A 24196-nucleotide genomic window follows, 5' to 3' on the forward strand; every position below is an offset into this window, starting at 1 on the left:
GGACCGCACACGGAAACCCCGGGCACGGCGACGGAAACCACCGGAAACGGCGGCACGGCCGATTCTGCCAGGACCGCACCCCGCGCGCGCCCGCGCGCGGGCCGCCTGCCGGGTGCGGCCCCGGCGGCGTCAGGCCCGCAGGTCGACGAGGAGCGGGGGCATGTGGGCGCCGTCGGCCGTCGTCAGGGAGACCACGGCGTGCCCCGGCGGGACGGCGTGCGCCAACTCGGAGGCGGACCACCGCTCGCGCTCGACCCTCCGCAGGGTGACCGCGTCGGTGGTCACGGCCTTGCCGGTGATCCTCTTGCGCAGGGCGTGCATCGCCCGGGTCATCGGCTGGTTGGCGAAGACCGTGTGGTGGGCGACCTCCTCGGTCTCCACCCACTCGGTGCCCCACGCCTCGGCGAAGCCGCGGCCGTCCCAGGTGGTGACGCCGGAGAGCGCGGCGCGGCAGCCGACGGCCGCGAGCAGCGGGCCGTGCAGCGGTTCGGGCACGTCGCCGAGGGTCCGCAGCCCCAGGACGACACCCGCCTCGCGGGCGCGCAGCCGCTGGAGGGCGCGGACGGTCCCGCCGGTGAGGGCGCCGGTGGCGTCGTCCAGGACGAGGCCGGCGAAGTGGCCCCGGGACCCGGGCGCGCGGGTGGCGGCCAGGAACTGGGCGAGGACGAGGCGGGCGAGGAGCCGGGACGCCTCCTCGTGGCCCTGCTCGGGCAGCTGGACGCGGACGCGCAGCGGATGGTGGGCGACGGAGCCCAGCGAGAACGGCCGCACCGCCCCCGTGCCGGCGCCGAAGAAGTCCGCGAAGGCGGGGCGGTCGAGGAGGGCGAGCCGGTCGGCGAGGAGCGGGCCGGGGTCGGCGGCGGTGCCCGCCTGCCGGATCCGGGCCTCCAGCTCGCGCCGCAGGGACGCGGCGGCGCCGGGCAGCCGGTCCAGCAGGGCGGTGAGCGGGCCGGGGCCCGCTTCGAGGAGCTCGCGCAGCACCGGGACCGGGGGGAAGGCGCCGTGGACGGCCCGGTAGGGGCCGAGGAGCTGGGCGAGGACGGTGGCGGCGCGGCGCGGATCGAGGGAGTCGACGTCTCCGGCGAGGCCCTCGGCGAGGAGGGCGGCGGCCTCGTCGGGTTCGGTGAGGCCGCCGTAGAGGTCGAGGTCGTAGGGGGAGGCGGGGTCGCCGAGCCGGACCACCACGTCGTACGCCGCGTCCGGACCGTACGGGGCGGTGGGGCCGCCGACCGCGACGACCGCGCAGGAGCCCGTGAGGGCCTGGAGGGCGAGCGCCTCGGCGGCGGCGCCGACGAGACCGCCGGCCGGGCCCGGGCCGGCCGGGCCGACGACGAGCAGCGAGGTGCCGAGGGCGGCGGGGCCGAGGGCGATGCCGGCGCCCCGGTAGGCGGCCGGGGTCCGCTCGGCGGTCACGGCCCGGCCGATCCGGACCTGGCCGAGGAGCAGGTCGTGGGTGGCGAGCCGGCGGGGCAGGTCCCGGTCGCCGGAGGGGTGCGCCCAGGCGGTGGCGCCCTTCCGCAGGACGGTGTCGACGAACCCGGCGAGCCGCCCCGCGTCGTCCCGGCTCCGCTCCCAGTGGCGCTGGATCCGCGCGCAGTCGACCTCGTTCATCCGCCCGGCGAGCAGCTCGGCGGCGAGCACGTCGGCGGCCCGCCCCTGCCCGAGGTCCCGGAGGGCGGGGTAGGCGGAGGGGGGGGCGGGGGTGCCGGGGGCGGGAGCAGCCGTCTCCCCCCGTCGGGCCCGCAGGCGGGGCTTGAGGAGGTCGAGCCAGCCGCCGAGCCGGGCGAAGGGCCACAGCAGGGCGATCGTGATCACGGTGTAGCTGGTGTAGGTGACCGTCGGCGAGGTGAAGACGGCGCGGTCTCCGGCGAGGAGAGCGATGAGGTACAGAACCGGCCGCACCACGGGTACGGGGTCCCAGCTGACCAGGGGGAACGCCTCGGGCCAGACGAACATGAACGTGAGGAGCGCCGCTCCGGCGGTGAGTCCGGCCCGTACGGCGGGGCGGTGCGGTTCCAGGAGGTAGCGCGCCACCTGCCCCCAGGAGCCGAGCTTGCCCACCGTGTACACGATGACGGCGAAGACGACGCCGCTGTAGACGACGTGCGCGGCCTGCCCGTGCCAGTCGCGGGGGGTCGTCGTCGGCGCGTACCACCAGTCCTCGGGGGTGAGGGCGGTGAGCGGCATCCAGAGGTAGGGGATTCCGCCCCGGCGCCAGATCGACCACAGGACGAGGCCGACGGCCAGGGGGATGACGAGCCCGGCCAGGGTGACCGGAGGCAGGCGCCTGGCCTCCTGCGGCGGCGCCACATGCCGGAAGCGCCAGATGCCCGTCGCGGCGGGGGGGCGTGGTGCGTCCAGCCAGTCCGCGACGGCGCTGCGCGGGGGCGGGGCGGCGGGAGCCGGGGGGCGGGGCGGGGGCGGGGGGGTCGGGCGGGGAATCGACGCCCCCCGCGTGTCGTGTGACTCGTACGTGCCGTCGGTCTCCATGAACCCCTGCCCCCTGACCAGCCAGGTCGCCGCCTCTGTGCCACCGTCAATCTAGTGGGCGCGGGCCGTCCGGGGAGGGTTTCGGGCAGCCGTACGGGGGCGGCGCGGCGGGGACGGGGCGCGGGCCCGCCCTGTCCACCGCGGACAACGACACGCTTCCAACACTCCCGATCGGCGCATGCCTGGACCGCTCCGTCCCGCCTAGCCTGCGGAGGAAACCCGCAAGAGCGTCCAGAACACCCCAGGAGCCCCGCATGAACGCTGTCCCGCAGGAGCGGCGCGTCGTCACCGCCATCCCCGGTCCGAAGTCGCAGGAGCTCCAGGCCCGCCGGCTCGGCACCGTCGCCGCGGGCGTGGGCTCCACGCTGCCGGTGTTCACGAAGCGCGCGGGCGGTGGTGTCATCGAGGACGTCGACGGCAACCTGCTGATCGACTTCGGTTCCGGCATCGCGGTGACCTCGGTCGGCGCGTCGGCGGAGGCCGTGGTGCGCCGGGCGTCGGCGCAGCTCCAGGACTTCACCCACACCTGTTTCATGGTGACGCCGTACGAGGGTTACGTGGAGGTCTGCGAGGCGCTGGCCGAGCTGACCCCGGGCGACCACGCCAAGAAGTCGGCGCTGTTCAACTCCGGTGCGGAGGCGGTCGAGAACGCCGTCAAGATCGCGCGTTCGTACACCAAGCGCCAGGCCGTCGTCGTCTTCGACCACGGCTACCACGGCCGTACCAACCTCACCATGGGCATGACGGCGAAGAACATGCCGTACAAGCAGGGCTTCGGTCCGTTCGCCCCCGAGGTGTACCGCGTGCCGGTCGCCTACGGCTACCGCTGGCCCACGGGCGCCGAGAACGCCGGCCCGGAGGCCGCCGCGCAGGCGATCGACACCATCACCAAGCAGATCGGCGCCGACAACGTCGCCGCGATCGTCATCGAGCCGGTCCTCGGCGAGGGCGGTTTCATCGAGCCGGCGAAGGGCTTCCTGCCGGCGATCGTGAAGTTCGCCGACGACAACGGCATCGTCTTCGTCGCGGACGAGATCCAGGCCGGCTTCTGCCGCACCGGCCAGTGGTTCGCCTGTGAGGACGAGGGCATCGTCCCGGACCTCATCACCACCGCCAAGGGCATCGCGGGCGGTCTGCCGCTGGCCGCCGTCACCGGCCGCGCCGAGATCATGGACTCCGTCCACGGCGGCGGCCTGGGCGGCACCTACGGCGGCAACCCGGTGGCCTGCGCGGGTGCGCTCGGCGCCATCGAGACGATGAAGGAGCTGGACCTCAACGGGAAGGCGAAGCGCATCGAGGAGGTCATGAAGGGCCGCCTCGCCGCGATGCAGGAGAAGTTCCCGCTGATCGGCGACATCCGCGGCCGCGGCGCCATGATCGCGATCGAGCTGGTGAAGGACCCGGTGTCGAAGGAGCCGGCCGCCGAGGCCGCCGCCGCGCTCGCCAAGTACTGCCACAACGAGGGCGTCCTGGTCCTGACCTGCGGCACCTACGGCAACGTGCTGCGCTTCCTGCCGCCGCTGGTGATCGGCGAGGAGCTGCTGAACGAGGGTCTGGACGTCCTTGAGGCCGGTCTCGCGGCGCTCTGACGGACGACCGGCCGTCCTCACGGTGTGAAGAGTGTGTGGGGGGCCGATGGCGGGACGCGTTTCCCGCTGTCGGTCCCCCGCCGCGTGCCGTACGGTCTTCACCAGATGAGAGAAACACCCCGGTCGGAGCCTCCCCGGCCCCGTCCGGACCGTGCTGAGACGCACACCACCGGAGCCTCGTGCTCCGGAACTCCTCACCGATCGGATGGCCGCCCGCCCCACACCCCCCGGGGCGCGCGGCAGCCCGGTCCTCCCGGCCGCCCCGGAACCACCCCCCCTGTTCCCGGGCGGCCGGCCCTTTTCTCGGCGCTCGTCGCCCTCGCCGTCATCACCTGGCAGGTACTCGTCCACGGCCCGCTGGCCCGGCTCGACGAGCGGGTGTCCGGCGCCCTGGTGGACACGGTCCCCCGCCGCCTGAGCGAGCTGGCCTCCGACCTCGGCAACATGACGGTGGCCCTGCCGGTGCTGGCCGCCGCGATGGCGTACGCCCTGTGGCGCGGGCGCCGCGGCGACGCCCTGCGCGCGGGTCTCGCGATGGCCGCCGTGCCGCTGCTCGTCGTCCCCCTGAAGGAGTGGACGGCCCGCCCCGGCCCGCTGGAGCCCTGGGCCGAGGGCTACTTCCCGTCCGGCCACACGGCCACCGCGATGGTCGCCTACTTCGGCGCCGCGTACCTGGTGTCGAGACGGCTCGTCCCCGTCGCCGCCGTGCTGACGGCGGTGACGGGGACGGGCCTGGTCCTCAGGGGCTACCACTGGCCGCTGGACGTGCTGGCCAGTCTGTTCCTGGGGTTCCTGATCCTGGGGGTCAGTTCCACTTGTAGGCGTCGAAGTTCCGGCTGAACTCGCCGCCGTTGAAGCGGTCCCAGTTGATGGACCAGGTCATGAGGCCGCGCAGGCCGGACCAGGTGCCGTGGGTCTGGTAGGTGCCGCAGTTGGTCTTCTTGGTGAGGCAGTCGAGGGCCTTGTTGACCTCGGCGGGGCTGGTGTGGCCGTTGCCGGCCTGGGTGGAGGCGGGGAGGCCGATGGCGACCTGCTCGGGGCGCAGGCCCGGGAAGACGCGCTCGCTGTTGCCCGCGACGGGGAAGCCGGTGAGGAGCATGTCCGTCATCGCGATGTGGAAGTCGGCGCCGCCCATGGAGTGGTACTGGTTGTCCAGGCCCATGATCGGGCCGGAGTTGTAGTCCTGGACGTGGAGCAGGGTGAGGTCGTCGCGCAGGGCGTGGATGACCGGCAGGTAGGCGCCGGCGCGCGGGTCCTGGCCGCCCCAGGGGCCGGAGCCGTAGAACTGGTAGCCGAGCTGGACGAAGAAGGTCTCGGGGGCCATGGTCAGGACGAACTTGGCGCCGTACTTGGCCTTGAGGGTCTTGACCGCCTGGATCAGGTTGACGACGACCGGGGTGGTGGGGTTGCGGAAGTCGGTGTCGCCGGTCTGGAGCGAGAGGGAGTGGCCCTCGAAGTCGATGTCGAGGCCGTCGAGCCCGTACTCGTCGATGATCTTCGAGACGGAGGAGACGAAGGTGTCGCGGGCGGCGGTGGTGGCGAGCTGGACCTGGCCGTTCTGGCCGCCGATGGAGATGAGGACCTTCTTGCCGGCGTCCTGCTTGGCCTTGATGGCGGCCTTGAAGTCGGCCTCGGACTCGACGGTCGGGCACTCGGCGACGGGGCAGAGCTTGAAGCGGATGTCGCCGGAGGTCACCGAGGTGGGCTCGCCGAAGGCGAGGTTGATGACGTCCCAGGAGTCGGGGACGTCGGCCATGCGGGTGTAGCCGGAGCCGTTGGCGAAGCTGGCGTGGAGGTAGCCGACGAGGGCGCGGTCGGGGAGCTGGCCGTTGCCCCCGCCGCCGCCCGAGGTGGTGGTGGCCGTGACGGCGGCCGACTTCGCCGATTCTCCGGCGCTGTTGACCGCCGAGATCTGGAAGCTGTAGCCGGTGCTCGGGGTGAGGCCGGTGGCGGTGTACGAGGTGCCGGTGGCGGTGCCGACGGCGGTGCCGCCGCGGTAGATCTTGTACGAGGTGGCGCCGGCGACGGCGGGCCAGGTCAGCGGCACCGAGGTGGAGGTGGGGGTGCCGGCGGCGAGGCCGGTGGGGACGGCGGGGATCTCGACGGGGGCGCCGCCGGGGCCGTAGAGGGAGAGGTCGTCGGCCTGGTAGGCGGGGGTGCCGTACCAGCCGTGGGTGTAGATGGTGACCGAGGTGGTGGAGGCGCCGGTGGTGAAGCTGGTGCTGAGCTTCTGCCAGTCGGCGGCCTGCTGGGTCCAGGTGTAGCCGTCGGTGGTGCCGGTGCCGGTGGCGCCGAGGTAGACGTAGCTGCCGCGGAACCAGCCGCTGAGCGTGTACGTCGAGTTGGGCTTGACGGTGACGGTCTGGGTGCACTTGGCGTTGTCGCCGCCGGACGGGGTGGCCTGGAGGGCCTTGGTCCCGGCGTGCACGGGCGAGGAGACGACGGCGCCGCTGCCGGCGCTGCAGCTCCAGCCGTCGAGGCCGGCCTCGAAGCCGCCGTTGCGGGCGAGTTCGGTGTCGGCGGCCTGGGCGGCCGGGCTGAGTGCGGCGAGCCCGCCGGCGGCGAGGGCGCCCGCCATCAGCAGGGTGAGGGGTCTGGTGCGGTCCACGACGGCCTCCGGTGGGGGTGGGGGAATCGGGGTGGAGCGCGCCACAGCATGGTCCAGACCAATCGAGTGGTCAAGACCTTTGGACGGTACGGGGGTTGGCGGAGGGCCCGGCCGGCTCCGGGGCACGCGCGCGCGGGCGGGGTGCGCGGGACGCGGAGGGGGCACGCGCGCGGGACGCGGAGGGGGCTCGGCGCGCGGGACGCGGGGACTCGGTGCGCGGGGCCTCCGGGGGCACGCGCGCGCGTGCGGGGTGCGGGGGCGCGCGTGCGGCCGGAGGGTTCGGGTATGTGGGGCGGGGAGGTGTACGGGGGCGGGGTCAGGAGGCGCCGCCTCCCCTCGGGGCCGTCCGGGCCGGGCCGCCCGCCGCCTCGTGCATGGCGAGTTCGAGCAGGGCGGCGTCGGTGAGGGTGCCCAGGCCGTCCGGGGCGACCAGCCAGCGGGCCGCCGCGCTCACCCGGCCGGGGTACGGGACGGTGATCCAGCTGCCGGGTCCGGCGCCGCGCACTCCGGTGCCGAGCCAGCCGGCGGCCGTGCCGGGCGGGACGAAGAAGCCGATCCGGGCGTCGCCGAAGTCGGCGAGGACGGGGCCAGGCCGGTCGACCAGGCGGGCCAGGACGCCGAGGGCGGCCAGGCCGAGCGCGCCGGGCAGGATCAGGACGTCCCAGCGCAGCCCGGCGGGCAGCAGGGCGATCCCGTGCGGGTTGCGCTCCCATTCCCAGCGGCAGGCGTCGGGATCCGGGGCGACCGAGGCCAGCCATTCCACCGCGGCCTTGGTGCCGGGTGCCCCCGTAGGTGTCATGGTGCGTGCTCCTCTCCGTGGGGACGCGCGGGGTGCGCGTCCACACGGAGAGAGCGCGGGGGGCGCCCGCTCTTACGCGGGTTTCCCTACCGATCAGTTGTGATCTGGATCACACACTAAAAATCCAGGTCACGCGGCGGAGAAAGGGTTCAGCTGTCGAAGCCGAGGCCCAGCTTGTCCATCGCCTTCAGCCACAGGTTCCGCCGCCCGCCGTTGGCGTCCGCGCGGGCCAGCGACCACTTGGTGATCCCGATGCCGGCCCAGGCGATCGGCTCCGGCGGGAAGGGCAGCGGCTTGGAGCGGACCATCGCCAGCTCGGTGCGCTCGGTGCGCTCCCCCGCCAGCAGGTCGAGCATCACCTCGGCCCCGAAGCGGGTGGCGCCGACGCCGAGGCCGGTGTAGCCCTGCGCGTACGCCACCTTCCCCTGGTGGGCGGTGCCGAAGAAGGCCGAGAAGCGCGAGCAGGTGTCGATCGCGCCGCCCCAGGCGTGGCTGAATCGGAGCCCCTCCAGCTGCGGGAAGCAGGTGAAGAAGTGCTCGGCCAGCTTGAGGTAGGTCTCCGGGCGGTGGTCCATCTCCGCCTGCACCTTGCCGCCGAAGCGGTAGACGGCGTCGTAGCCGCCCCACAGGATCCGGTTGTCCGCGGTGATCCGGAAGTAGTGGAACTGGTTGGCCGAGTCGCCGAGGCCCTGCCGGTTGCGCCAGCCGACGGAGGCGAGCTGCGCGGCGCTGAGCGGCTCGGTGACCAGCGCGTAGTCGTACACCGGGACGGTGTACGGGCGCAGCCGCTTGACCAGCGACGGGAAGACGTTGGTGCCGAGGGCGACCCGGCGGGCGGCGACCCGGCCGTACGGGGTGCGGACGGCCATCCCCGAGCCGGCCGCCACCAGGTCGAGGCCGGGGGTGTTCTCGAAGATCCGGACGCCCGCGTCGAGGCAGGCCCGCTTGAGGCCCCAGGCCAGCTTGGCCGGGTGGAGCATGGCGACGCCGCGCCGGTCCCACAGCCCGCCGAGGAAGGTCGGCGAGTCCACCTCGGCGCGCAGCTCCGCGCCGTCGAGGAGGGTGAGGCCCTCGGCCAGGCCGAGCCGGTCGGCCTCCTCGTACAGCTCGTGCAGCTCCTCGACCTGGTACGCCTCCGTCGCCACGTCGATCTCGCCGGTGCGCTCGAACTCGCAGTCCAGGCCGTAGCGGGTGACGGCCTCCTCGATGGCGTCGAGGTTGGCCTCGCCGAGCCGCTCCAGCCGGGGCAGCTCGTCGGGCCAGCGGGCCAGGCCGTTGCCGAGGCCGTGGGTGAGGGAGGCGGCACAGAAGCCTCCGTTGCGCCCCGAGGCGGCCCAGCCCGCCTCGCGGCCCTCGATGAGCACGACGTCCTGGGCGGGGTCGCGCTCCTTGGCGAGGAGCGCGGTCCACAGTCCGCTGTAGCCGCCGCCGACGACGAGGAGGTCGCACTTCTCGGTGCCGGTGAGGGCGGGCAGGGCGCCGGGCTTGCCGGGGTCTTCCAGCCAGAAGGGGACGGGCTGGGCGTCGGAGAGAGATTGGGCAGCGAGACGCATGGCGACGGGGGCCATGGTTTCCAACTCCTTCGGTGCCTGAGACGGCTCTCGCTCAGGCTGTTGCTGTTTTCTTGCGCCGGTTCGTAATGATTTGCCCGGCCACGACGATCAGTACCGCGAGGACGAACATCGCGGTGCCGATCACGTTGATCTGAACGGGGGTACCGCGCTGCGCCGATCCCCAGACGAACATGGGGAAGGTCACGGTGGAGCCCGCGTTGAAGTTGGTGATGATGAAGTCGTCGAACGAGAGTGCGAAAGCCAGTAGGCCGCCGGCGGCGATGCCGGGCGCGGCGATCGGCAGGGTGACCCGCAGGAAGGTCTGCGCGGGCCCGGCGTAGAGGTCGCGCGCGGCCTCCTCCAGGCGCGGGTCCATGGACATGACCCGGGCCTTGACCGCCGTGACGACGAACGACAGACAGAACATGATGTGGGCGATCAGGACCGTCCAGAAGCCCAGCTGGATGCCCATGTTGAGGAAGAGGGTGAGCAGCGAGGCGGCCATGACCACCTCGGGCATCGCCATCGGCAGGAAGATCAGCGAGTTGATCGCGCCGCGCGCCCGGAAGCGGTAGCGGACCAGGGCGAAGGCGATCATGGTGCCGAGCAGGACCGAGCCGAGGGTGGCCCAGGCGGCGAGCTGGAGCGAGAGCGTGAGCGACTCGCACATGTCGGCGACGCCGCAGGGGTTCTTCCAGGCGTCCAGGGAGAACTGCTGCCAGGCGTAGTTGAAGCGCCCGTTCGGCTTGTTGAACGAGAACACCATGACCACGATGTTCGGCAGGATCATGTACGCGAGCGTGAGCAGCCCCGCGACGACGACGAGGTTCTTGCGCAGCCAGGTCATCAGACGAGGTCCTCCGTTCCCGCCTTGCGGATGTAGACGGTGACCATGAGGAGCACGATCGCCATGAGGATGAAGGACAGGGCGGCGGCCGTCGGGTAGTCGAGGACCCGCAGGAACTGCGACTGGATGACGTTGCCGATCATCTTGGTGTCGGTGGACCCGAGCAGTTCGGCGTTGACGTAGTCGCCGCTGGCCGGGATGAAGGTGAGCAGGGTGCCGGAGACGACGCCGGGCATCGACAGCGGGAAGGTCACCTTGCGGAAGGTGGTCGCCGGGGAGGCGTAGAGGTCCCGGGCGGCCTCGTGCAGCCGGCCGTCGATCCGCTCCAGGGAGGTGTAGAGGGGCAGGATCATGAACGGCAGGAAGTTGTACGTGAGGCCGCAGACGACCGCCATCGGGGTGGCCAGCACCCGCTCGCCCTCGGTCCAGCCGAGCCAGCTGGTGACGTCGAGGACGTGCAGCGCGTTGAGCACGTCCACGACGAGGCTGTCGTCGGCGAGGATCGTCTTCCACGCCAGGGTCCGGATGAGGAAGCTGGTGAAGAAGGGGGCGATGACGAGGACCAGGAGCAGGTTGCGCCAGCGTCCGGCCTTGAAGGCGATGAGGTACGCGAGCGGGTAGCCGAGCAGCAGGCAGAGCACGGTCGCGGTGCCCGCGTACAGCAGCGAGGTGACGAGCTGGGGCCAGTACTCGGTGAAGGCGTCGAGGTAGGTCCGGAAGTGCCAGGTGACCTGGAAGCCCTCTTCGAGGGAGCCGGTCTGGACCGAGGTGGACGCCTGGTAGACGAGCGGCAGGGCGAAGAAGACGACCAGCCAGAGGATGCCGGGGAGCAGCAGCCAGTAGGGGACGAGCCGCTTGCGGGCGGAGGGCTTGCGCAGAACCGGTTCCTCGACCGGTCCCGGGGCCTCCTTGGTCAGGGTGGTGGTCACGAGGCGTCCTCCACCGTCTCCACGCCCGCGTCGATGTCCTGGTCCGCGTCGAGCCCGAAGGTGTGGGCGGGGTTCCAGTGCAGGACGACCTCGGCGCCGGGGACGAGGCGGGCGTCCCGCTCGATGTTCTGCTCGTAGACCTGGAGCCCGGCGCCGGCCGGGGAGTCGACGACGTACTGGGTGGAGACGCCGATGAAGGAGGAGTCGGCGATCCTGCCGGTGACCCGGTTGCGGCCGCCGGCGATCGTGTCGGCGTCGTCGGCGTGGGTGAGCGAGATCTTCTCGGGGCGGACGCCGACGAGGAGCCCGCCGCCCGTGCGGACGGCGTCGGTACAGCGGTCGCCGGGCAGCCGGAGGGTCGCGCCGCCCGCGGAGACCACCACGTCGGAGCCGGTCTCCAGGACCTCGGCCCCGATCAGGTTGGAGGTGCCGAGGAAGTTGGCGACGAAGGTGGTGCGCGGGTTCTCGTACAGGTCGGCGGGGGCGCCGAGCTGCTCGACCCGGCCGCCGTTCATCACCGCGACCTGGTCGGCCATGGTCATGGCCTCCTCCTGGTCGTGGGTGACGTGCACGAAGGTGATGCCGACCTCGGTCTGGATCCGCTTGAGCTCCAGCTGCATCTGGCGGCGCAGCTTGAGGTCGAGGGCGCCGAGCGGCTCGTCGAGGAGGAGCACCTGCGGGTGGTTGATGAGCGCGCGGGCCACCGCGACGCGCTGCTGCTGGCCGCCGGAGAGCTGGTGCGGCTTGTGATGGGCCTTGTCGCCGAGCTGGACGAGTTCCAGCATGTCGTCGACCTGCTTCTTCACCGACTTGATGCCGCGGCGGCGCAGGCCGAAGGCGATGTTCTCGGAGATGTCCATGTGCGGGAAGAGGGCGTAGGACTGGAAGACGGTGTTGACCGGCCGCTTGTAGGGCGGGAGGTCGGTGACGTCGCGGTCGCCGAGGGAGATCGTGCCGGTGGTGGGGTCCTCCAGGCCGGCGATCATGCGCAGGGTGGTGGTCTTGCCGCAGCCGGAGGCGCCGAGGAGGGCGAAGAAGGAGCCCTGGGGGACGGTGAGGTCGAGCGGGTGGACGGCGGTGAAGGAGCCGTAGGTCTTGCTGATCCCGGTGAGTCGGACGTCGCCGCCGGTGGTCTGGTCAGTCATGGGTGCGGTCCCGGATCTACGTGGATGGGGGTGGACGACGGCCTCAGGCGCCGATGAGCCTGGCGAACTTCTCCTCGTACGCCGTCTCCTGCTCGGTGGTGAGCGAGCGGAAGGAGTGGGACTTCGCGGCCATGGCCTTGTCGGGGAGGATCAGCGTGTTGGCGGCCAGCTCGGGGTCGATCTTGGCCAGCTCGTCCTTCACCCCGTCGACGGGACAGACGAAGTTGATGTAGGCGGCGAGCTGGGCGGCGTTGGGGAGCTGGTAGTAGTGGTCGATCAGCTTCTCGGCGTTGGTCTTGTGCCGGGAGTTGGCCGGGACCAGCAGGTTGTCGGTGGAGGTGATGTATCCGGCCCGGGGGATGGCGTACCGGATGTCGGGGTTGTCCGCCTGGAGCTGGATGATGTCGCCGGCCCAGGCCAGGCAGGCGGCGATGTCGCCCTTGTTCAGGTCCGAGGTGTAGTCGTTGCCGGTGAAGCGGCGTATCTGCTTGGTGTCGACGCCCTTCTGGAGGCGGCCGACGGCGGCGTCGAAGTCGGCGTCGGTGAAGGCGCCCGGGTCCTTGCCGAGGTCGAGCAGGGTCATGCCGATGGTGTCGCGCATCTCGGTGAGGAAGCCGACCCGGCCCTTGAGGGCGGGGTCGTCGAGGAGCTGCGAGACGGAGTCCACCTTCTTCCCGCCGGTCGCCTTGATGTTGTAGGCGACGACGGTGGAGATGCCGGTCCAGGGGTACGAGTAGGAGCGGCCCGGGTCCCAGTCGGGGCTGCGGAACTGCGCGGAGAGGTTCGCGTAGGCGTGGGGGAGGTTCGCCGGGTCGAGCTTCTGGGCCCAGCCGAGGCGGATGATGCGGGCGGCGAGCCAGTCGGTGACGCAGATCAGGTCGCGGCCGGTGTCCTGGCCGGCCGCGAGCTGCGGCTTGATCTTGCCGAAGAACTCGACGTTGTCGTTGATGTCCTCGGTGTACTTGACCTTGATCCCGGTGCGTTTCGTGAACGCCTCCAGGGAGGGCCGGGACGTGCCGTCCTCGCCGGTGTCCATGTACTCGGTCCAGTTGGAGAAGTTGAGGGTCTTCTCCTTGGCCGAGTCGTCGGTGGACGCCGGGCCCTGGCCCTCCCGCTTGGCCGGCGGGATGCCGCAGGCCGTGAGGCCGGCCAGGCCCCCGAGCGTGAGCGCGCCCACGCCGCCGGCCCTCAGCAGCGAGCGGCGGCCGAGGGCGCCGCGGCCGCTCGTCATGCTGCGCCGGATCGCCGCGAGCTGTGCGGCGGAGAGGCGGTCGGGCTCGTACTGCTCCATGCGCTGTGCCCTTTCGGGAGGGTTGCGCCGCCGGTCGGGCGGCTGACGGCTATCGGTCCCCGAAGATCGTGCGGTGCCAGTCCTTGGCCGCCACCGCGGTGTTGTCGAACATCACGTGCTTGACCTGCGTGTACTCCTCGAAGGAGTAGGCGGACATGTCCTTTCCGAAGCCGGACGCCTTGTATCCGCCGTGCGGCATCTCGCTGATGATCGGGATGTGGTCGTTGACCCAGACGCAGCCGGCCTTGATCTCACGGGTGGCCCTGTTCGCCCGGTAGACGTCGCGGCTCCAGGCCGAGGCGGCGAGGCCGTACGGGGTGTCGTTGGCGAGCCGGATGCCCTCTTCGTCGCCGTCGAAGGGCAGCACGACCAGGACGGGTCCGAAGATCTCCGACTGCACGACCTCGCTGTCCTGCGCCGCACCGGTGATCAGGGTGGGCCGATAGTACGCGCCGTTCGCGAGCGCTCCACCAGGGGCTTCGCCTCCGGTGACGACGGTGGCGTAGCCGCGGGCGCGCTCGACGAAGGCGGCGACGCGGTCGCGCTGGGCGTGCGAGACCAGCGGGCCGAGGTCGGTGGCCGGGTCGGCGGGGTCGCCGAGGCGGACGGTCTCCATCAGCGCGGCGACCCGGGCGACGAAGGCGTCGAAGAGGGGGCGCTGGACGTAGGCGCGGGTGGCGGCCGTGCAGTCCTGGCCGGTGTTGATCAGCGAGGCGGCGACGGCGCCGTGGGCGGCGGCCTCCAGGTCGGCGTCGTCGAAGACGACGAAGGGGGCCTTGCCGCCGAGTTCCAGGTGGAGCCGCTTGACGGTGGCGGTGGCGATCTCGGCGACCCGCTTGCCGACCGGGGTGGAGCCGGTGAAGGAGGTCATGGCGACGTCGGGGTGGCCGACCAGGTGCTCGCCGGCCTCGCGGCCCGCGCCGGTGACGATGTTGACCACGCCGTCGGGGAGGCCCGCCTCCTTCGCCGCCTGGGCGAACATGAGGGAGGTCAGCGGGGTCAGCTCGGCCGGCTTCAGGACGATGGTGTTGCCCGCGGCGATCGCCGGGAGGATCTTCCAGGCGGCCATCTGGAGGGGGTAGTTCCAGGGGGCGATGGAGCCGACCACGCCGATCGGCTCGCGCCGGACGTACGAGGTGTGGTCGCCGCTGTACTCGCCGGCCGACTGGCCCTGGAGGTGGCGGGCGGCGCCCGCGAAGAAGGCGGTGTTGTCGATCGTGCCGGGCACGTCGAACTCGGTGGTCAGCCGGATCGGCTTGCCGCACTGGAGGGACTCGGCCAGGGCGAGGTCCTCCGCCTGCCCGGCGAGGACGCCGGCGAGGCGGTGCAGCGCGTCGGAGCGCTCGCCCGGGGTGGCGCCGGCCCAGCCGGGGAAGGCGTCGCGGGCGGCGGCGACGGCCGCGTCCACGTCGGCGGTGGAGGCGAGTTCGTAGGTGTACACGCTCTCGCCGGTGGCCGGGTCGACGACGCTGTGCTCGTGTCCTGAGGTCCCGGGGCGGAGCCGTCCGCCGATGTACTGCGCGCCGTCCGCGAAGCGGTCCGTCACCTGGAAGCGGTTGCCCATGACGCTCTCCGTTGTCCCAGCTCGAATTGAGTGCCGATCCTGACAGAGCGATACGGCCCTAACAAGGGATTCCGTTGTTGCCTTTTGGTTACTCGACGGAATCGGTCGACCAAGTGTCGAGGTCGCAGGAAAATCTTCGTACGGAATGTCGATCGCGGATGCCAGACTCGCGTGCATGATGACCGTCGAGGAGCTGACACAGCAGGTCAGCGGGGGTGAAAAGGTGAAGTGGCTGCATTTCTGGGGCCACCGTCCGGCCCCGGACGGGCGGCTCTCCGCGAGCTGTCTGAGCCAGTGGTGGCCGTCACCCTTCGTGGTCGGCGGCGTGCGGTACGCCACGGCCGAGCACTGGATGATGGCGGAGAAGGCGCGCCTCTTCGGGGACCCGGAGGCGGAGCGGACCGCGCTCGCCGCCCGCACCCCGGCCGAGGCGAAGAACGCGGGCCGGCTGGTCCGCGGCTTCGACGAGGCGGTGTGGGTCCGCGAGCGCGCCGGGATCGTGGTGGCGGGCAGCGTCCACAAGTTCGCCTCGGACGAGGAGCTGCGGGAGTACCTGCTCGGGACCGGGGCGCGCGTGCTGGTGGAGGCGAGCCCGCTGGACCGGGTCTGGGGCATCGGGCTCGGCGCCCGGGACCCCGGCGCCGCCGACCCGGCCCGCTGGCGCGGGCTCAACCTGCTGGGCTTCGCCCTGATGGAGGCCAGGGAACGACTGCGGGCCGCCCCCTGAGGCGGGGGCGGCCCGGGGCCGGTCGGGCGGGGCCGGCTCAGGGCCGGGCGTCGACGGTGAGCACCACCTCGGTGGAGCCCGTGGAGCCCCAGTCCTCGTCCTCGAACCGCTCGTAGTTGGCGACGACCCAGATGAAGAAGGCGAGGACCGCCGCGCCGAGCACGAGGGAGACCGCCCCGAGGATGATGCCCGCGAGGGCGGGGCCGCCGTTGCTCGCCTCGCCCCGGTTGGCACGGCGGCGGCCGATGATGCCGAAGATCAGCGCGAGGACGCCGAGCAGGATGCCCAGGACGCCGTAGAACCAGAAGAGGCAGACGCCGATGATGCCGAGCACCATGCCGGCCGTGCCCAGGCCGTTGTTCCCGCCGGGCTGCGGACCGTAGCCGTAGGGCGACGGCCCGGCGGCGGGGTAGCCGGACGGGTACGGCGAGGGGTAGCCGGACGGGGCGCCGTAGGAAGGGGACCCGTACGCCGGTACGGGAGGGGCCGGTGCCCCGTAGGCCGCCGGGCCGCCGGGGGCGACGGGCGGCGGCGGCAGCTCGGCCCCGGAACCGCCGGGCCCGGGACCCCCGGCCTTCCCGAAGGAGACACCGGGGACGGCGGGCGCGACGGGCGCGGACCCGACCGGGCTTCCCGGGGCGGGCGCGGCGGGCGCGGGGGCGGGTGCCGCCGCGGGCGCGGCGGCCTTGTCGAAGGAGACGCCGGGCGTGGCGGGCGCGGCGTCGGCCGGTCCCGCCTCGGGCGCCGTACCGGCCGGCTCGGCCGCCTTGCCGAAGGAGACGCCGGGCGCGGGCGCGGCGGGCGCGGCCCCCGGTGCTCCGTCGGCCGGCGGGCCGGTGGGTATCGCGGCGAGTGTCGGCTGCTGGTGGACCGGGGCGTCCGGCGCGGGCCGCCCGCCCGGGTCCGCCCGCTCGCCGTCGCGCGCCGGCGGGGCCCAGGGGTCGATCCCGCCCCGGTCCTCGGGGCGTGGCTCTCGGTTCTCGGTCACTCAGGGCTCCCTCCGTGGTCCCGTCATGCTACGGCGTCGGCCCCCCACAGCCCGGCCCCGCCCGTGAGGCCCGCCTACGATGAGCCGATGACCGACCTCCACCCCTTCATCGCGGGCCTCCCCAAGGCCGAGCTGCACGTCCACCACGTGGGCTCCGCCTCCCCCCGGATCGTCTCCGAGCTGGCCGCCCGGCACCCGGACTCCAAGGTCCCCACGGACCCGGAGGCGCTCGCCGACTACTTCACCTTCACCGACTTCGCGCACTTCATCGACGTGTACCTGTCCGTCGTGGACCTGGTGCGCACCCCCGAGGACGTCCGGCTGCTGACCTTCGAGGTCGCCCGGGACATGGCCCGGCAGAACATCCGCTACGCGGAGCTGACGATCACCCCGTACTCCTCGACCCGCCGGGGCATCGACGAGCGGGCCTTCATGGACGCGATCGAGGACGCCCGGAAGGCGGCGGAGGCCGAGTTCGGCACGGTGCTGCGCTGGTGCTTCGACATCCCGGGCGAGGCGGGGCTGGTGTCCGCCGAGGAGACCGCGCGGCTGGCGACGACCGACGCGCTGCGGCCGGAGGGCCTGGTCTCCTTCGGGCTGGGCGGCCCGGAGATCGGGGTGCCGCGCCCGCAGTTCAAGCCGTACTTCGACCTGGCGCGGGCGGCCGGACTGCGGTCGGTGCCGCACGCGGGCGAGACGACCGGTCCGGAGACGGTCTGGGACGCGATCCGCGAGCTGGGCGCCGAGCGGATCGGGCACGGCACGAGTTCCGTACGGGACCCGGAGCTGCTGGCGTACCTGGCCGAGCACCGGATCGCCCTGGAGGTCTGCCCGACCTCGAACATCGCGACCCGCGCGGTGGCGACCCTGGAGGAGCACCCGGTCCGGCTGATGGCCGACGCGGGCGTCCTCGTCACGGTGAACAGCGACGACCCGCCGATGTTCGGCACCGATCTGAACAGCGAGTACGCGGTCGCCGCCCGGCTGCTGGACCTGGACGAGCGGGGCCTCGCGGGCCTGGCGAAGAACGCCGTGGAGGCGTCCTTCCTCGACCCGGCCGGCAAGGAGCGGCTGGCCGCCGAGATCGACACGTACACGGAGGACTGGCTGACGCGCTGACGCCCCCGAAGAATGGCCCCATGCGATCTGTGACTGTCGTAGGCCACCGCGGCGACCCGTACCGCGCCCGTGAGAACACCCTCGCCTCGATCGGCTCCGCCTTCGGGCGGGGTGCGGACGCGGTCGAGGTCGACGTCCGGCTGACGGGGGACGGGGTGCCGGTGCTGCTGCACGACGAGACCCTGAAGCGGTTGTGGGGCCACGACCGGCCGCTGTCCGCGCTCACCCACGCGGAGCTGCGCGAGCTGACGTACGAGGGGGTGCCGACGCTGCGGGACGCGCTGCTCGCGGCCGGGGACCGGCGGCTGATGCTGGACCTGCCGGGCGGGAACGCCGCGTCGGTGCGGCGGATCGTCGGCGCGGTCCGCGAGGCGGGCGCCGGGGAGCGGGTGTACTACTGCGCGGGCGGGGTCGCGATGCTCCAGGTGCGGGCGGCGGACCCGCACGCGGAGATCGCGCTGACCTGGACCTCGCTGGCGCCGCCGCGCCCGGTGCTGCTGGACGCGGTCCGCCCGGCATGGCTCAACTACCGCTTCGGGCTGCTGGACCGGGCGCTGGTGGAGCGGGTGCACCGGGACGGTCTGAAGGTGTCGGCCTGGACGCCGGACACCCGCCGGAGCATGCGTAGGCTGGTCGCGCACGGCGTCGACTCGATCACCACGAACCGGGTCGACGCCCTCGCCTCCGTCCTGCGAAAGGCTCCCCGATGAACAACCGCATCCGGACCGACATCGCCCACAACGCCCGGGTGTGGAACTACTGGCTGGGCGGCAAGGACAACTATCCGGTGGACCGGGCCGTCGGCGACCAGGTCGTCGCCTTCCACCCGGGGATCGGCGAAGTCGCCCGCGCCGACCGGGCGTTCCTCGGCCGGGCGGTGACCCGGCTGGCGGCGGGCGAGGGGGTGCGGCAGTTCCTCGACGTCGGCACGGGGCTGCCGACGGCCGACAACACGCACGAGGTGGCGCAGCGGATCGCGCCGGACGCGCGGATCGTCTACGTCGACAACGACCCGATCGTCCTGACCCACGCGCGGGCGCTGCTGACCAGTGCCCCGGAGGGCGTGACGGCGTACGTGGACGCGGACGCCCGCGACCCGGAGCGGATCGTGGCGGCGGCGGGCGAGACGCTCGACCTGTCGCGTCCGGTGGCGGTGCTGCTGCTGGGCATCCTCAACTTCGTGCCGGACACCGGCGAGGCGCGGCGGGTGGTGCGGACGCTGATGGACGCGGTCCCGTCCGGCAGCTTCCTGGTGCTCACCCATCCGACGCTCGACCCGGAGCTGGGCGGGGAGGCCAACGAGGCGGCGATGGCGTTCTGGAACGAGAACGCGACCCCGCCGATCACGGCCCGCACCCGGGAGGAGTTCACCTCCTTCTTCGAGGGTCTTGAGCTGCTGGAGCCGGGGATCGTCTCCTGCTCGCGGTGGGGCGCGCCGGAGGCGGCCGCGGTGGCGCAGTTCGGCGCGGTGGGCCGCAAGCCGTAATGCGGATACGGGGGGTGGGGCAGGCCCGGGCGTGGGGGGCCGCGCATCCGGGGGCGGTGGACGCGGGGATCGCGCTGCTGGTGCAGGTGGCGGTGACGATGCCGTTCGTGGTGCCGCGGCCGCCGGAGCTGGAGCCGGCGACCTGGCCGGCGTACGGGCTGACGACGCTGACGGTGCTGCCGCTGGTGTGGCGGCGGCGGGCGCCGATGGCGGTGCTGCTCGCGGTGCTGGCGGCGAGCGCGCTGTACCGGCTGGCGCTGGAGGGGCCGGGGCAGCCGCTGCCGTACCAGGGGCTGGTCTGCGCGTACACGATCGCGGCGCAGGCGCCGGCCCGGCAGCGGTGGGCGGCGGCGGGGCTGCTGCTGGTCGCGGTGCCGGCGTCGGTGTGGCTCAACACCCAGTCGGCGCGCGAACTCACCTTCTCCCTCTTCGTGTTCGCCGCCGCCTACGTCTTCGGCCGGCTGACCGACGCCCGGCAGCGGGAGCACCGGATCGAGCGGGAGCGGGCGGCGGCGCGCGAACGGGCCCGGATCGCGCGGGAGATGCACGACATCCTGTCGCACGCGGTGAGCCTGATGATCGTGCAGGCGGAGGCCGGGCCGCTGGCGGTGCGGGCGGCGCCGGAGCGGGCCGAGGCCGCCTTCGAGGCGATCTCGGCGACCGGCCGGGACGCGATGGCGCAGCTGCGGAGCATGCTGGGCGTGCTGCGGGACGGCGGGCCCGGCGGCGGGCGGTCGCCGCAGCCGGACCTGGACGGGCTGCCGGGGCTCCTGGAGCGGGTGCGGGCCGGCGGTCTCGACGTGCGGTACGGCTCCTCCGGGGAGCTGGCCGGGCTGCCGGCGCCGCTGGCGGCGGGCGTCTTCCGGATCGTGCAGGAGGCGCTGACCAATGTGGTCCGGCACGCGCGGGCGCGGAGCGCGACGGTGCGGATCGACCGGTCCGGCGGGGAGCTGACCGTGCTGGTCCGGGACGACGGGCGGGGTCCGCGGCCGGCGCGGACGGCGGGGCACGGGCTGGTGGGCATACGGGAGCGGGCCGCCGCGCACGGCGGCTCGGCGGCGACGGGCCCCGGCCCGGACGGCCGGGGTTTCGAGGTGCGGGTGGTGCTGCCGGTGCCGTCCGGAGAGGGGACGACGGGATGATCAGGGTGGTGGTCGCCGACGACCAGGAGCTGGTGCGGAGCGGTTTCGCGCTGATCCTGGACGTGCAGGAGGACGTCGAGGTGGTGGCGGAGGCGGCCGACGGGGCGGCGGCGGTGGAGGCGGTGCGGCGCCACCGGCCGGACGTGGCCCTGCTCGACGTGCGGATGCCCCGGCTGGACGGGATCGAGGCGTGCCGGGTGATCACGGCGGAGAGCGGCTGCCGGGTGGTGATGCTGACGACCTTCGACTCGGACGCGTACGTGTACGAGGCGCTGCACGCGGGCGCGAGCGGGTTCCTGCTGAAGGACGTGCGCCGGGACGACCTGGTGCACGCGGTGCGGGTGGTGGCGGCGGGCGACTCGCTGCTGGCGCCGTCGGTGGCGCGGCGGCTGGTGGAGCAGTACACGGCGGGCGGTCCGCGCCGGGCGGCGGCGCCCGATCCCCGGCTGGGGGTGCTGACCGGGCGGGAGCGGGAGACGCTGCTGCTGCTCGCGCGGGGGAGGTCGAACGCGGAGATCGCGGCGGAGCTGGTGGTGAGCGAGCACACGGTGAAGACGCACGTGGGGAACGTGCTGGCGAAGCTGGGGCTCCGGGACCGGATCCAGGCGGTGATCTGCGCGTACGAGACGGGCCTGGTGGCGCCGGGTCCTCCCCCGGCGGGGGGATTCCCGGGCGCCGGGTCCTCCCCCGCTCCGGCGAGGGGCTGACCGGCCGGGACCGCCGGTGCGGGCGATCCGCGCGCGGGGGTGCTCCGGGGAGGCTGGGGGCATCGCACCGCCCGTCCGCAGCCGAGGAGTCCGACCGTGAAGAAATCCACCCGCGCCCTGCTCGCCGCCGCCCTGGTCCTGGGTGTCGCGGCGGGTCCGCTGTCCCTGTCCCCCGCCTTCGCGGCGTCCGCCCCGGCGGCGGTCGCGGCGGCGCCGTCGCCCGCCGGGGCGGTGGCGGAGGTGATCGCGGGGCTGCCCCGGGCCGACGCGACGGCGGCGCTGGTGCGGGTCGGCGGCACGGAGGGGTCCTGGCGGGGTTCGGCGGGGGTGCGGGACCTGGTGTCGGGGGCGCCGGCCGATCCGGCGGCCCGCTTCCGGGCCGGTTCGGTGACGAAGGTGTTCACGGCGGCGACCGTGCTCCAGCTGGCCGCCGAGGGCCGGATCGACCTGGACCGGACGGCCCGCTCGTACCTGCCGGAGCTGATTCCGGGCCGGTACGCGACGGTGACGGTCCGCCAGTTGCTGAACCACACGCACGGCATCCCGGCGGCGGACCTGCCGGGCGAGACGGTGGAGGAGTGGTACGACCGCCGCTTCGCGGTGTACGCGCCCGAGGAGCTGGTGCGGGCGGCGACGGCGAAGCCGCGCGAGTTCCGGCCCGGCACCCGGCAGCACTACCTGAACATCGGGTACACGATCGCGGGGCTGATCGTGGAGCGGGTGACGGGCCGGACGTACGAGGCCGAGGTGGGGCGGCGGATCCTGCGGCCGCTGGGCCTGCGGGACACCTACCTCCCGGGGCGCGAGGCGGAGATCCGGGGGGCGTACAACCACGGCTACCAGGTGATGCGGCTGGACGACGGGACGACCGGGCTGCGGGACGTGTCGGTGTGGCGGGCGACGGACGGCTGGGCGGCGGGCGACCTGGTGTCGACCACGGCGGACCTGGAGCGGTTCACCCGGGAGCTGTTCGCGGGCCGGGTGGTGCGCGGTCCGCTCCTGGAGGAGATGTTCACGCTGCCGGAGGTGGCGGACTTCTCGACCGGGGAGCCGGCGGCGTACTCGGCGGGGCTGTCGATGAAGCGGCTGGGCGGGCGCGAGGTGTGGGGGAAGACGGGCGGACGCTGGGGGTACAACGCGGCGATCGCCTCCACCCGGGACGGTGCCCGGACCCTGGTCTACAGCGTCAACGCGACGGACGCGAAGGGTCAGGGCACCGATCCGACGGTGCTGCGGCTCATGCTGGCGACGTTCGGGGCGCCGTCGGAGTGACCGCCCCGGCGGCCTCCAGCCGCTGGGTGAGGCGGCGGACGTAAAGCAGCGGGAGGATACCGACGACGCCGAAGGACATGTCGACGACCGACCACCAGAGGGGGATGTCGCGGATCGGTCCGCAGATCAGGGCGAGCGGGATGATCCCGGCGCAGGCGATCATGCCGAACTCGACGACCCAGACGTTGCGGACCGGGTCGCGGTAGGGGCCGAGGAAGGCGACGGCGATGACGAGGTGGGCGAAGGCCAGCCAGTCGGTGCCGTAGAGGAGGTACGGGGCCTCGGTCCCGGCCCGCTCGACGCCGACGGCGACCCGGTGGATCCATTCGGCGAGGCCGGGCAGCGCGTCGGCGACGGGCGCCGCCCAGCCTCCCAGCGCGTCGTCGAGCAGGCGGAGTTCGGTGACGAGCGGGAAGGCGGTGGCGCCGCTGAGGACGAGGCAGACGACGAAGAGGATCAGCCAGGCGCGGATGCGCGCGAGAAGGGCCGCGGGCCCGTGCGGTTCGCTCATGGGGGCAGCGTACGCCCTTCTTGAACGCGTTCAGAAGGCGGGGTTGAACATGTTCAGGAAAACGCTCCGGGAGGGGTGCGGGAGTCCGCGGGTGACGCGCGGATCGACCGGGTCGGCTCTCCCGCCGGGAGGCCCGCGCGGTGCCCGGGCTCAGAGGCCGACGATGCCGTTCCAGCGCTTGGCGAACTCCCGGCGCTCGGACGCCTTGATGTCGCGGGCGATGGCGAGCCGGCCGCGCATGTCGGCGTCGGGGAAGATCAGCGGGTCCTCGGCGAGGGCGACCAGTTCCTCGTCGCCCGAGTCGGCGAGGACCGCCTGGGCGGCCGGGACGGGGCAGACGTAGTTGACCCACGCGGCGAGCTCGGCGGCGACCTCGGGCTCGTAGTAGTAGTCGATCAGCTTCTCGGCGTTGGCCTTGTGCCGGGCGAGGTTGGGGACCATCAGCGACTCGGCCCACAGCTCGCCGCCCTCCTCGGGCACGACGAACTCGATGTCGGGGTTGTCGGCCTGGAGCTGGATGACGTCGCCGGAGTACGCCTGGCAGGCGAGCACGTCGCCGCTGGAGAGGTCCTTGATGTAGTCGTTGCCGGTGAAGCGGCGGATGTGGCGGCGCTTGACCAGTTCCTCGATCCGGTCGCAGACGGCGTGGAAGTCGTCGGCGGTCCAGCGGGTGACGTCCACCCCGTCGCCCTGCATGAGCAGGGAGATCGACTCGTCGAGGCCGGAGAGCAGGGTGACCTTGCCGCGCAGGTCGGCGTCCCACAGCTGGCGGGTGGAGCGCAGCTCGCGGCCCAGCCTGCGCCGGTTGTAGGCGATGCCGGTGATGCCGGACTGCCAGGGCACGGAGTGGAGCCGGCCGGGATCGAAGGCGGGCTTCAGGAGCTGCGGGTCGAGCTCGCGGGCGACGTGCGGCTGGGCGGCGCGGTCCATGGCCTGGACCCAGCCGAGGCGGACGAAGCGGGCGGCCATCCAGTCGCTGACGACGACGAGGTCCCGGTCGGTCCGCTGGCCGTTCATGAGGGCCGGGCCGATCTTGCCGAAGAACTCGTCGTTGTCGTTGATCTCCTCGGTGTAGCGGACGGCGATGCCGGTCCGCTTCCGGAAGGCGTCGAGGGTGGGCCGGCTGCCGGGATCGTCGTCGTCGGTGTCGATGTAGAGCGGCCAGTTGGCGAAGGTGACGCTGCGCTCGCGGGCGGACAGGTCCCGGCCGGCCCGCTCGTCCTCGGCGACGTAGGCGGGCTTCACCCCGCACGCGGCGAGCAGTCCGGCGGCCCCGGCTCCGCCGAGGCCCCGCAGGACGGACCGGCGCTTCATGGTGTTCCTGGCAGTCGCTCTCACCCGCGCAGCATCCCGCCCGCCCCCGACCTGCCGCAATGGACGCTCCGTCGAGCGGCACGGCGGGGCCCCGACACCTTGTCGATGATCCGTC

At 73.2% G+C, this 24196-nt stretch carries 21 protein-coding genes; 9 read left to right on the forward strand and 12 right to left on the reverse strand.

Annotated elements, in window-relative coordinates:
* Positions 1–129 precede the first annotated feature (129 nt).
* Positions 130–2490, reverse strand: coding sequence for an ATP/GTP-binding protein (locus tag IE219_RS24055; protein ID WP_189980970.1), 2361 nt, complete (start codon positions 2488–2490; stop codon positions 130–132).
* 254 nt (positions 2491–2744) lie between these two features.
* On the opposite strand from IE219_RS24055, the gene gabT reads away from it, so the two are divergent.
* Positions 2745–4079: a 4-aminobutyrate--2-oxoglutarate transaminase gene (gene gabT, locus IE219_RS24060; RefSeq protein ID WP_189980972.1), complete on the forward strand. Its 1335-nt coding sequence runs from the start codon at positions 2745–2747 to the stop codon at positions 4077–4079.
* A 105-nt stretch (positions 4080–4184) separates the two neighbouring features.
* On the forward strand, positions 4185–4919 hold the full coding sequence (locus IE219_RS24065) for a phosphatase PAP2 family protein (protein ID WP_189980974.1): 735 nt from the start codon (positions 4185–4187) through the stop codon (positions 4917–4919).
* Here IE219_RS24065 and IE219_RS24070 read toward each other — a convergent pair.
* The 8 genes from IE219_RS24070 to IE219_RS24105 all read right to left on the reverse strand — a co-directional run bounded on the left by IE219_RS24070 (position 4885) and on the right by IE219_RS24105 (position 14815).
* Positions 4885–6657, reverse strand: coding sequence for a chitinase (locus tag IE219_RS24070; protein ID WP_189981196.1), 1773 nt, complete (start codon positions 6655–6657; stop codon positions 4885–4887). The two genes, IE219_RS24065 and IE219_RS24070, sit on opposite strands and share 35 nt — an antisense overlap.
* A gap of 346 nt (positions 6658–7003) precedes the next feature.
* The gene (locus IE219_RS24075; protein WP_189980977.1) at positions 7004–7486 is read right to left on the reverse strand and encodes a hypothetical protein; all 483 of its coding nucleotides are present in this window, start codon (positions 7484–7486) and stop codon (positions 7004–7006) included.
* Positions 7487–7635: 149 nt separating this feature from the next.
* Entirely contained in the window at positions 7636–9054 is a 1419-nt protein-coding gene (locus tag IE219_RS24080) for an NAD(P)/FAD-dependent oxidoreductase (RefSeq protein ID WP_189980979.1), read from the reverse strand.
* Positions 9055–9091: 37 nt separating this feature from the next.
* On the reverse strand, positions 9092–9886 hold the full coding sequence (locus tag IE219_RS24085; protein WP_189980981.1) for an ABC transporter permease: 795 nt from the start codon (positions 9884–9886) through the stop codon (positions 9092–9094).
* Positions 9886–10815 carry an ABC transporter permease gene (locus tag IE219_RS24090; RefSeq protein WP_189980984.1) on the reverse strand — a complete coding sequence of 310 codons (930 nt, stop codon included), beginning with the start codon at positions 10813–10815 and terminating at the stop codon, positions 9886–9888. Before IE219_RS24090 ends, IE219_RS24085 begins: the two co-directional genes overlap by 1 nt.
* Positions 10812–11960, reverse strand: coding sequence for an ABC transporter ATP-binding protein (locus tag IE219_RS24095; protein WP_189980986.1), 1149 nt, complete (start codon positions 11958–11960; stop codon positions 10812–10814). The genes IE219_RS24090 and IE219_RS24095 overlap by 4 nt, the downstream gene beginning before the upstream one ends.
* 43 nt (positions 11961–12003) lie before the next feature.
* On the reverse strand, positions 12004–13251 hold the full coding sequence (locus tag IE219_RS24100; RefSeq protein ID WP_189980988.1) for a polyamine ABC transporter substrate-binding protein: 1248 nt from the start codon (positions 13249–13251) through the stop codon (positions 12004–12006).
* 49 nt (positions 13252–13300) lie between these two features.
* A complete protein-coding gene (locus IE219_RS24105) occupies positions 13301–14815 on the reverse strand; it encodes a gamma-aminobutyraldehyde dehydrogenase (protein WP_189980991.1) in 1515 nt (504 codons plus the stop codon).
* A gap of 175 nt (positions 14816–14990) precedes the next feature.
* Here IE219_RS24105 and ybiA point away from each other — a divergent pair, with 175 nt between their 5' ends.
* Positions 14991–15542, forward strand: coding sequence for a riboflavin biosynthesis intermediates N-glycosidase (gene ybiA, locus IE219_RS24110; protein ID WP_189980993.1), 552 nt, complete (start codon positions 14991–14993; stop codon positions 15540–15542).
* 37 nt (positions 15543–15579) lie between these two features.
* On the opposite strand, the gene IE219_RS31945 is transcribed toward ybiA, so the two are convergent.
* Positions 15580–16530: a DUF4190 domain-containing protein gene (locus tag IE219_RS31945; protein ID WP_229849983.1), complete on the reverse strand. Its 951-nt coding sequence runs from the start codon at positions 16528–16530 to the stop codon at positions 15580–15582.
* Positions 16531–16617: 87 nt separating this feature from the next.
* On the opposite strand from IE219_RS31945, the gene IE219_RS24120 reads away from it, so the two are divergent.
* The 6 genes from IE219_RS24120 (at position 16618) to IE219_RS24145 (ending at position 22256) form a co-directional block, all read left to right on the forward strand.
* Positions 16618–17649 carry an adenosine deaminase gene (locus IE219_RS24120; protein WP_189980995.1) on the forward strand — a complete coding sequence of 344 codons (1032 nt, stop codon included), beginning with the start codon at positions 16618–16620 and terminating at the stop codon, positions 17647–17649.
* Between the two features lie 20 nt (positions 17650–17669).
* Complete coding sequence (locus tag IE219_RS24125) at positions 17670–18359, forward strand: glycerophosphodiester phosphodiesterase (protein ID WP_189980997.1); 690 nt, start codon at positions 17670–17672, stop codon at positions 18357–18359.
* Positions 18356–19135, forward strand: coding sequence for an SAM-dependent methyltransferase (locus IE219_RS24130; protein WP_189980999.1), 780 nt, complete (start codon positions 18356–18358; stop codon positions 19133–19135). The genes IE219_RS24125 and IE219_RS24130 overlap by 4 nt, the downstream gene beginning before the upstream one ends.
* Positions 19135–20277: a sensor histidine kinase gene (locus IE219_RS24135; protein ID WP_189981001.1), complete on the forward strand. Its 1143-nt coding sequence runs from the start codon at positions 19135–19137 to the stop codon at positions 20275–20277. Before IE219_RS24130 ends, IE219_RS24135 begins: the two co-directional genes overlap by 1 nt.
* On the forward strand, positions 20274–20984 hold the full coding sequence (locus IE219_RS24140; protein WP_189981004.1) for a response regulator: 711 nt from the start codon (positions 20274–20276) through the stop codon (positions 20982–20984). Before IE219_RS24135 ends, IE219_RS24140 begins: the two co-directional genes overlap by 4 nt.
* A 96-nt stretch (positions 20985–21080) precedes the next feature.
* Entirely contained in the window at positions 21081–22256 is a 1176-nt protein-coding gene (locus tag IE219_RS24145; RefSeq protein WP_189981006.1) for a serine hydrolase domain-containing protein, read from the forward strand.
* Here the strand turns inward: IE219_RS24145 and IE219_RS24150 are convergent.
* Both IE219_RS24150 and IE219_RS24155 read right to left on the reverse strand, forming a co-directional pair.
* Complete coding sequence (locus IE219_RS24150; protein WP_189981008.1) at positions 22222–22767, reverse strand: hypothetical protein; 546 nt, start codon at positions 22765–22767, stop codon at positions 22222–22224. The two genes, IE219_RS24145 and IE219_RS24150, sit on opposite strands and share 35 nt — an antisense overlap.
* A gap of 150 nt (positions 22768–22917) precedes the next feature.
* A complete protein-coding gene (locus IE219_RS24155) occupies positions 22918–24081 on the reverse strand; it encodes a polyamine ABC transporter substrate-binding protein (RefSeq protein WP_189981010.1) in 1164 nt (387 codons plus the stop codon).
* Positions 24082–24196: the final 115 nt, after the last annotated feature.

The sequence above is a fragment of the Streptomyces termitum genome, from assembly GCF_014650175.1.
In the GTDB taxonomy this organism is placed as follows: Bacteria; Actinomycetota; Actinomycetes; order Streptomycetales; family Streptomycetaceae; genus Streptomyces; species Streptomyces termitum.

Coding starts and splice junctions, on each gene's coding strand:
- IE219_RS24055 (WP_189980970.1), bottom strand. CDS start 2,490: ATGGAGACCGACGGCACGTACGAGTCACACGACACGCGGGGGGCGTCG.
- gabT (WP_189980972.1), top strand. CDS start 2,745: ATGAACGCTGTCCCGCAGGAGCGGCGCGTCGTCACCGCCATCCCCGGT.
- IE219_RS24065 (WP_189980974.1), top strand. CDS start 4,185: ATGAGAGAAACACCCCGGTCGGAGCCTCCCCGGCCCCGTCCGGACCGT.
- IE219_RS24070 (WP_189981196.1), bottom strand. CDS start 6,657: ATGGCGGGCGCCCTCGCCGCCGGCGGGCTCGCCGCACTCAGCCCGGCC.
- IE219_RS24075 (WP_189980977.1), bottom strand. CDS start 7,486: ATGACACCTACGGGGGCACCCGGCACCAAGGCCGCGGTGGAATGGCTG.
- IE219_RS24080 (WP_189980979.1), bottom strand. CDS start 9,054: ATGGCCCCCGTCGCCATGCGTCTCGCTGCCCAATCTCTCTCCGACGCC.
- IE219_RS24085 (WP_189980981.1), bottom strand. CDS start 9,886: ATGACCTGGCTGCGCAAGAACCTCGTCGTCGTCGCGGGGCTGCTCACG.
- IE219_RS24095 (WP_189980986.1), bottom strand. CDS start 11,960: ATGACTGACCAGACCACCGGCGGCGACGTCCGACTCACCGGGATCAGC.
- IE219_RS24100 (WP_189980988.1), bottom strand. CDS start 13,251: ATGGAGCAGTACGAGCCCGACCGCCTCTCCGCCGCACAGCTCGCGGCG.
- IE219_RS24105 (WP_189980991.1), bottom strand. CDS start 14,815: ATGGGCAACCGCTTCCAGGTGACGGACCGCTTCGCGGACGGCGCGCAG.
- ybiA (WP_189980993.1), top strand. CDS start 14,991: ATGATGACCGTCGAGGAGCTGACACAGCAGGTCAGCGGGGGTGAAAAG.
- IE219_RS24120 (WP_189980995.1), top strand. CDS start 16,618: ATGACCGACCTCCACCCCTTCATCGCGGGCCTCCCCAAGGCCGAGCTG.
- IE219_RS24125 (WP_189980997.1), top strand. CDS start 17,670: ATGCGATCTGTGACTGTCGTAGGCCACCGCGGCGACCCGTACCGCGCC.
- IE219_RS24130 (WP_189980999.1), top strand. CDS start 18,356: ATGAACAACCGCATCCGGACCGACATCGCCCACAACGCCCGGGTGTGG.
- IE219_RS24135 (WP_189981001.1), top strand. CDS start 19,135: ATGCGGATACGGGGGGTGGGGCAGGCCCGGGCGTGGGGGGCCGCGCAT.
- IE219_RS24140 (WP_189981004.1), top strand. CDS start 20,274: ATGATCAGGGTGGTGGTCGCCGACGACCAGGAGCTGGTGCGGAGCGGT.
- IE219_RS24150 (WP_189981008.1), bottom strand. CDS start 22,767: ATGAGCGAACCGCACGGGCCCGCGGCCCTTCTCGCGCGCATCCGCGCC.
- IE219_RS24155 (WP_189981010.1), bottom strand. CDS start 24,081: ATGAAGCGCCGGTCCGTCCTGCGGGGCCTCGGCGGAGCCGGGGCCGCC.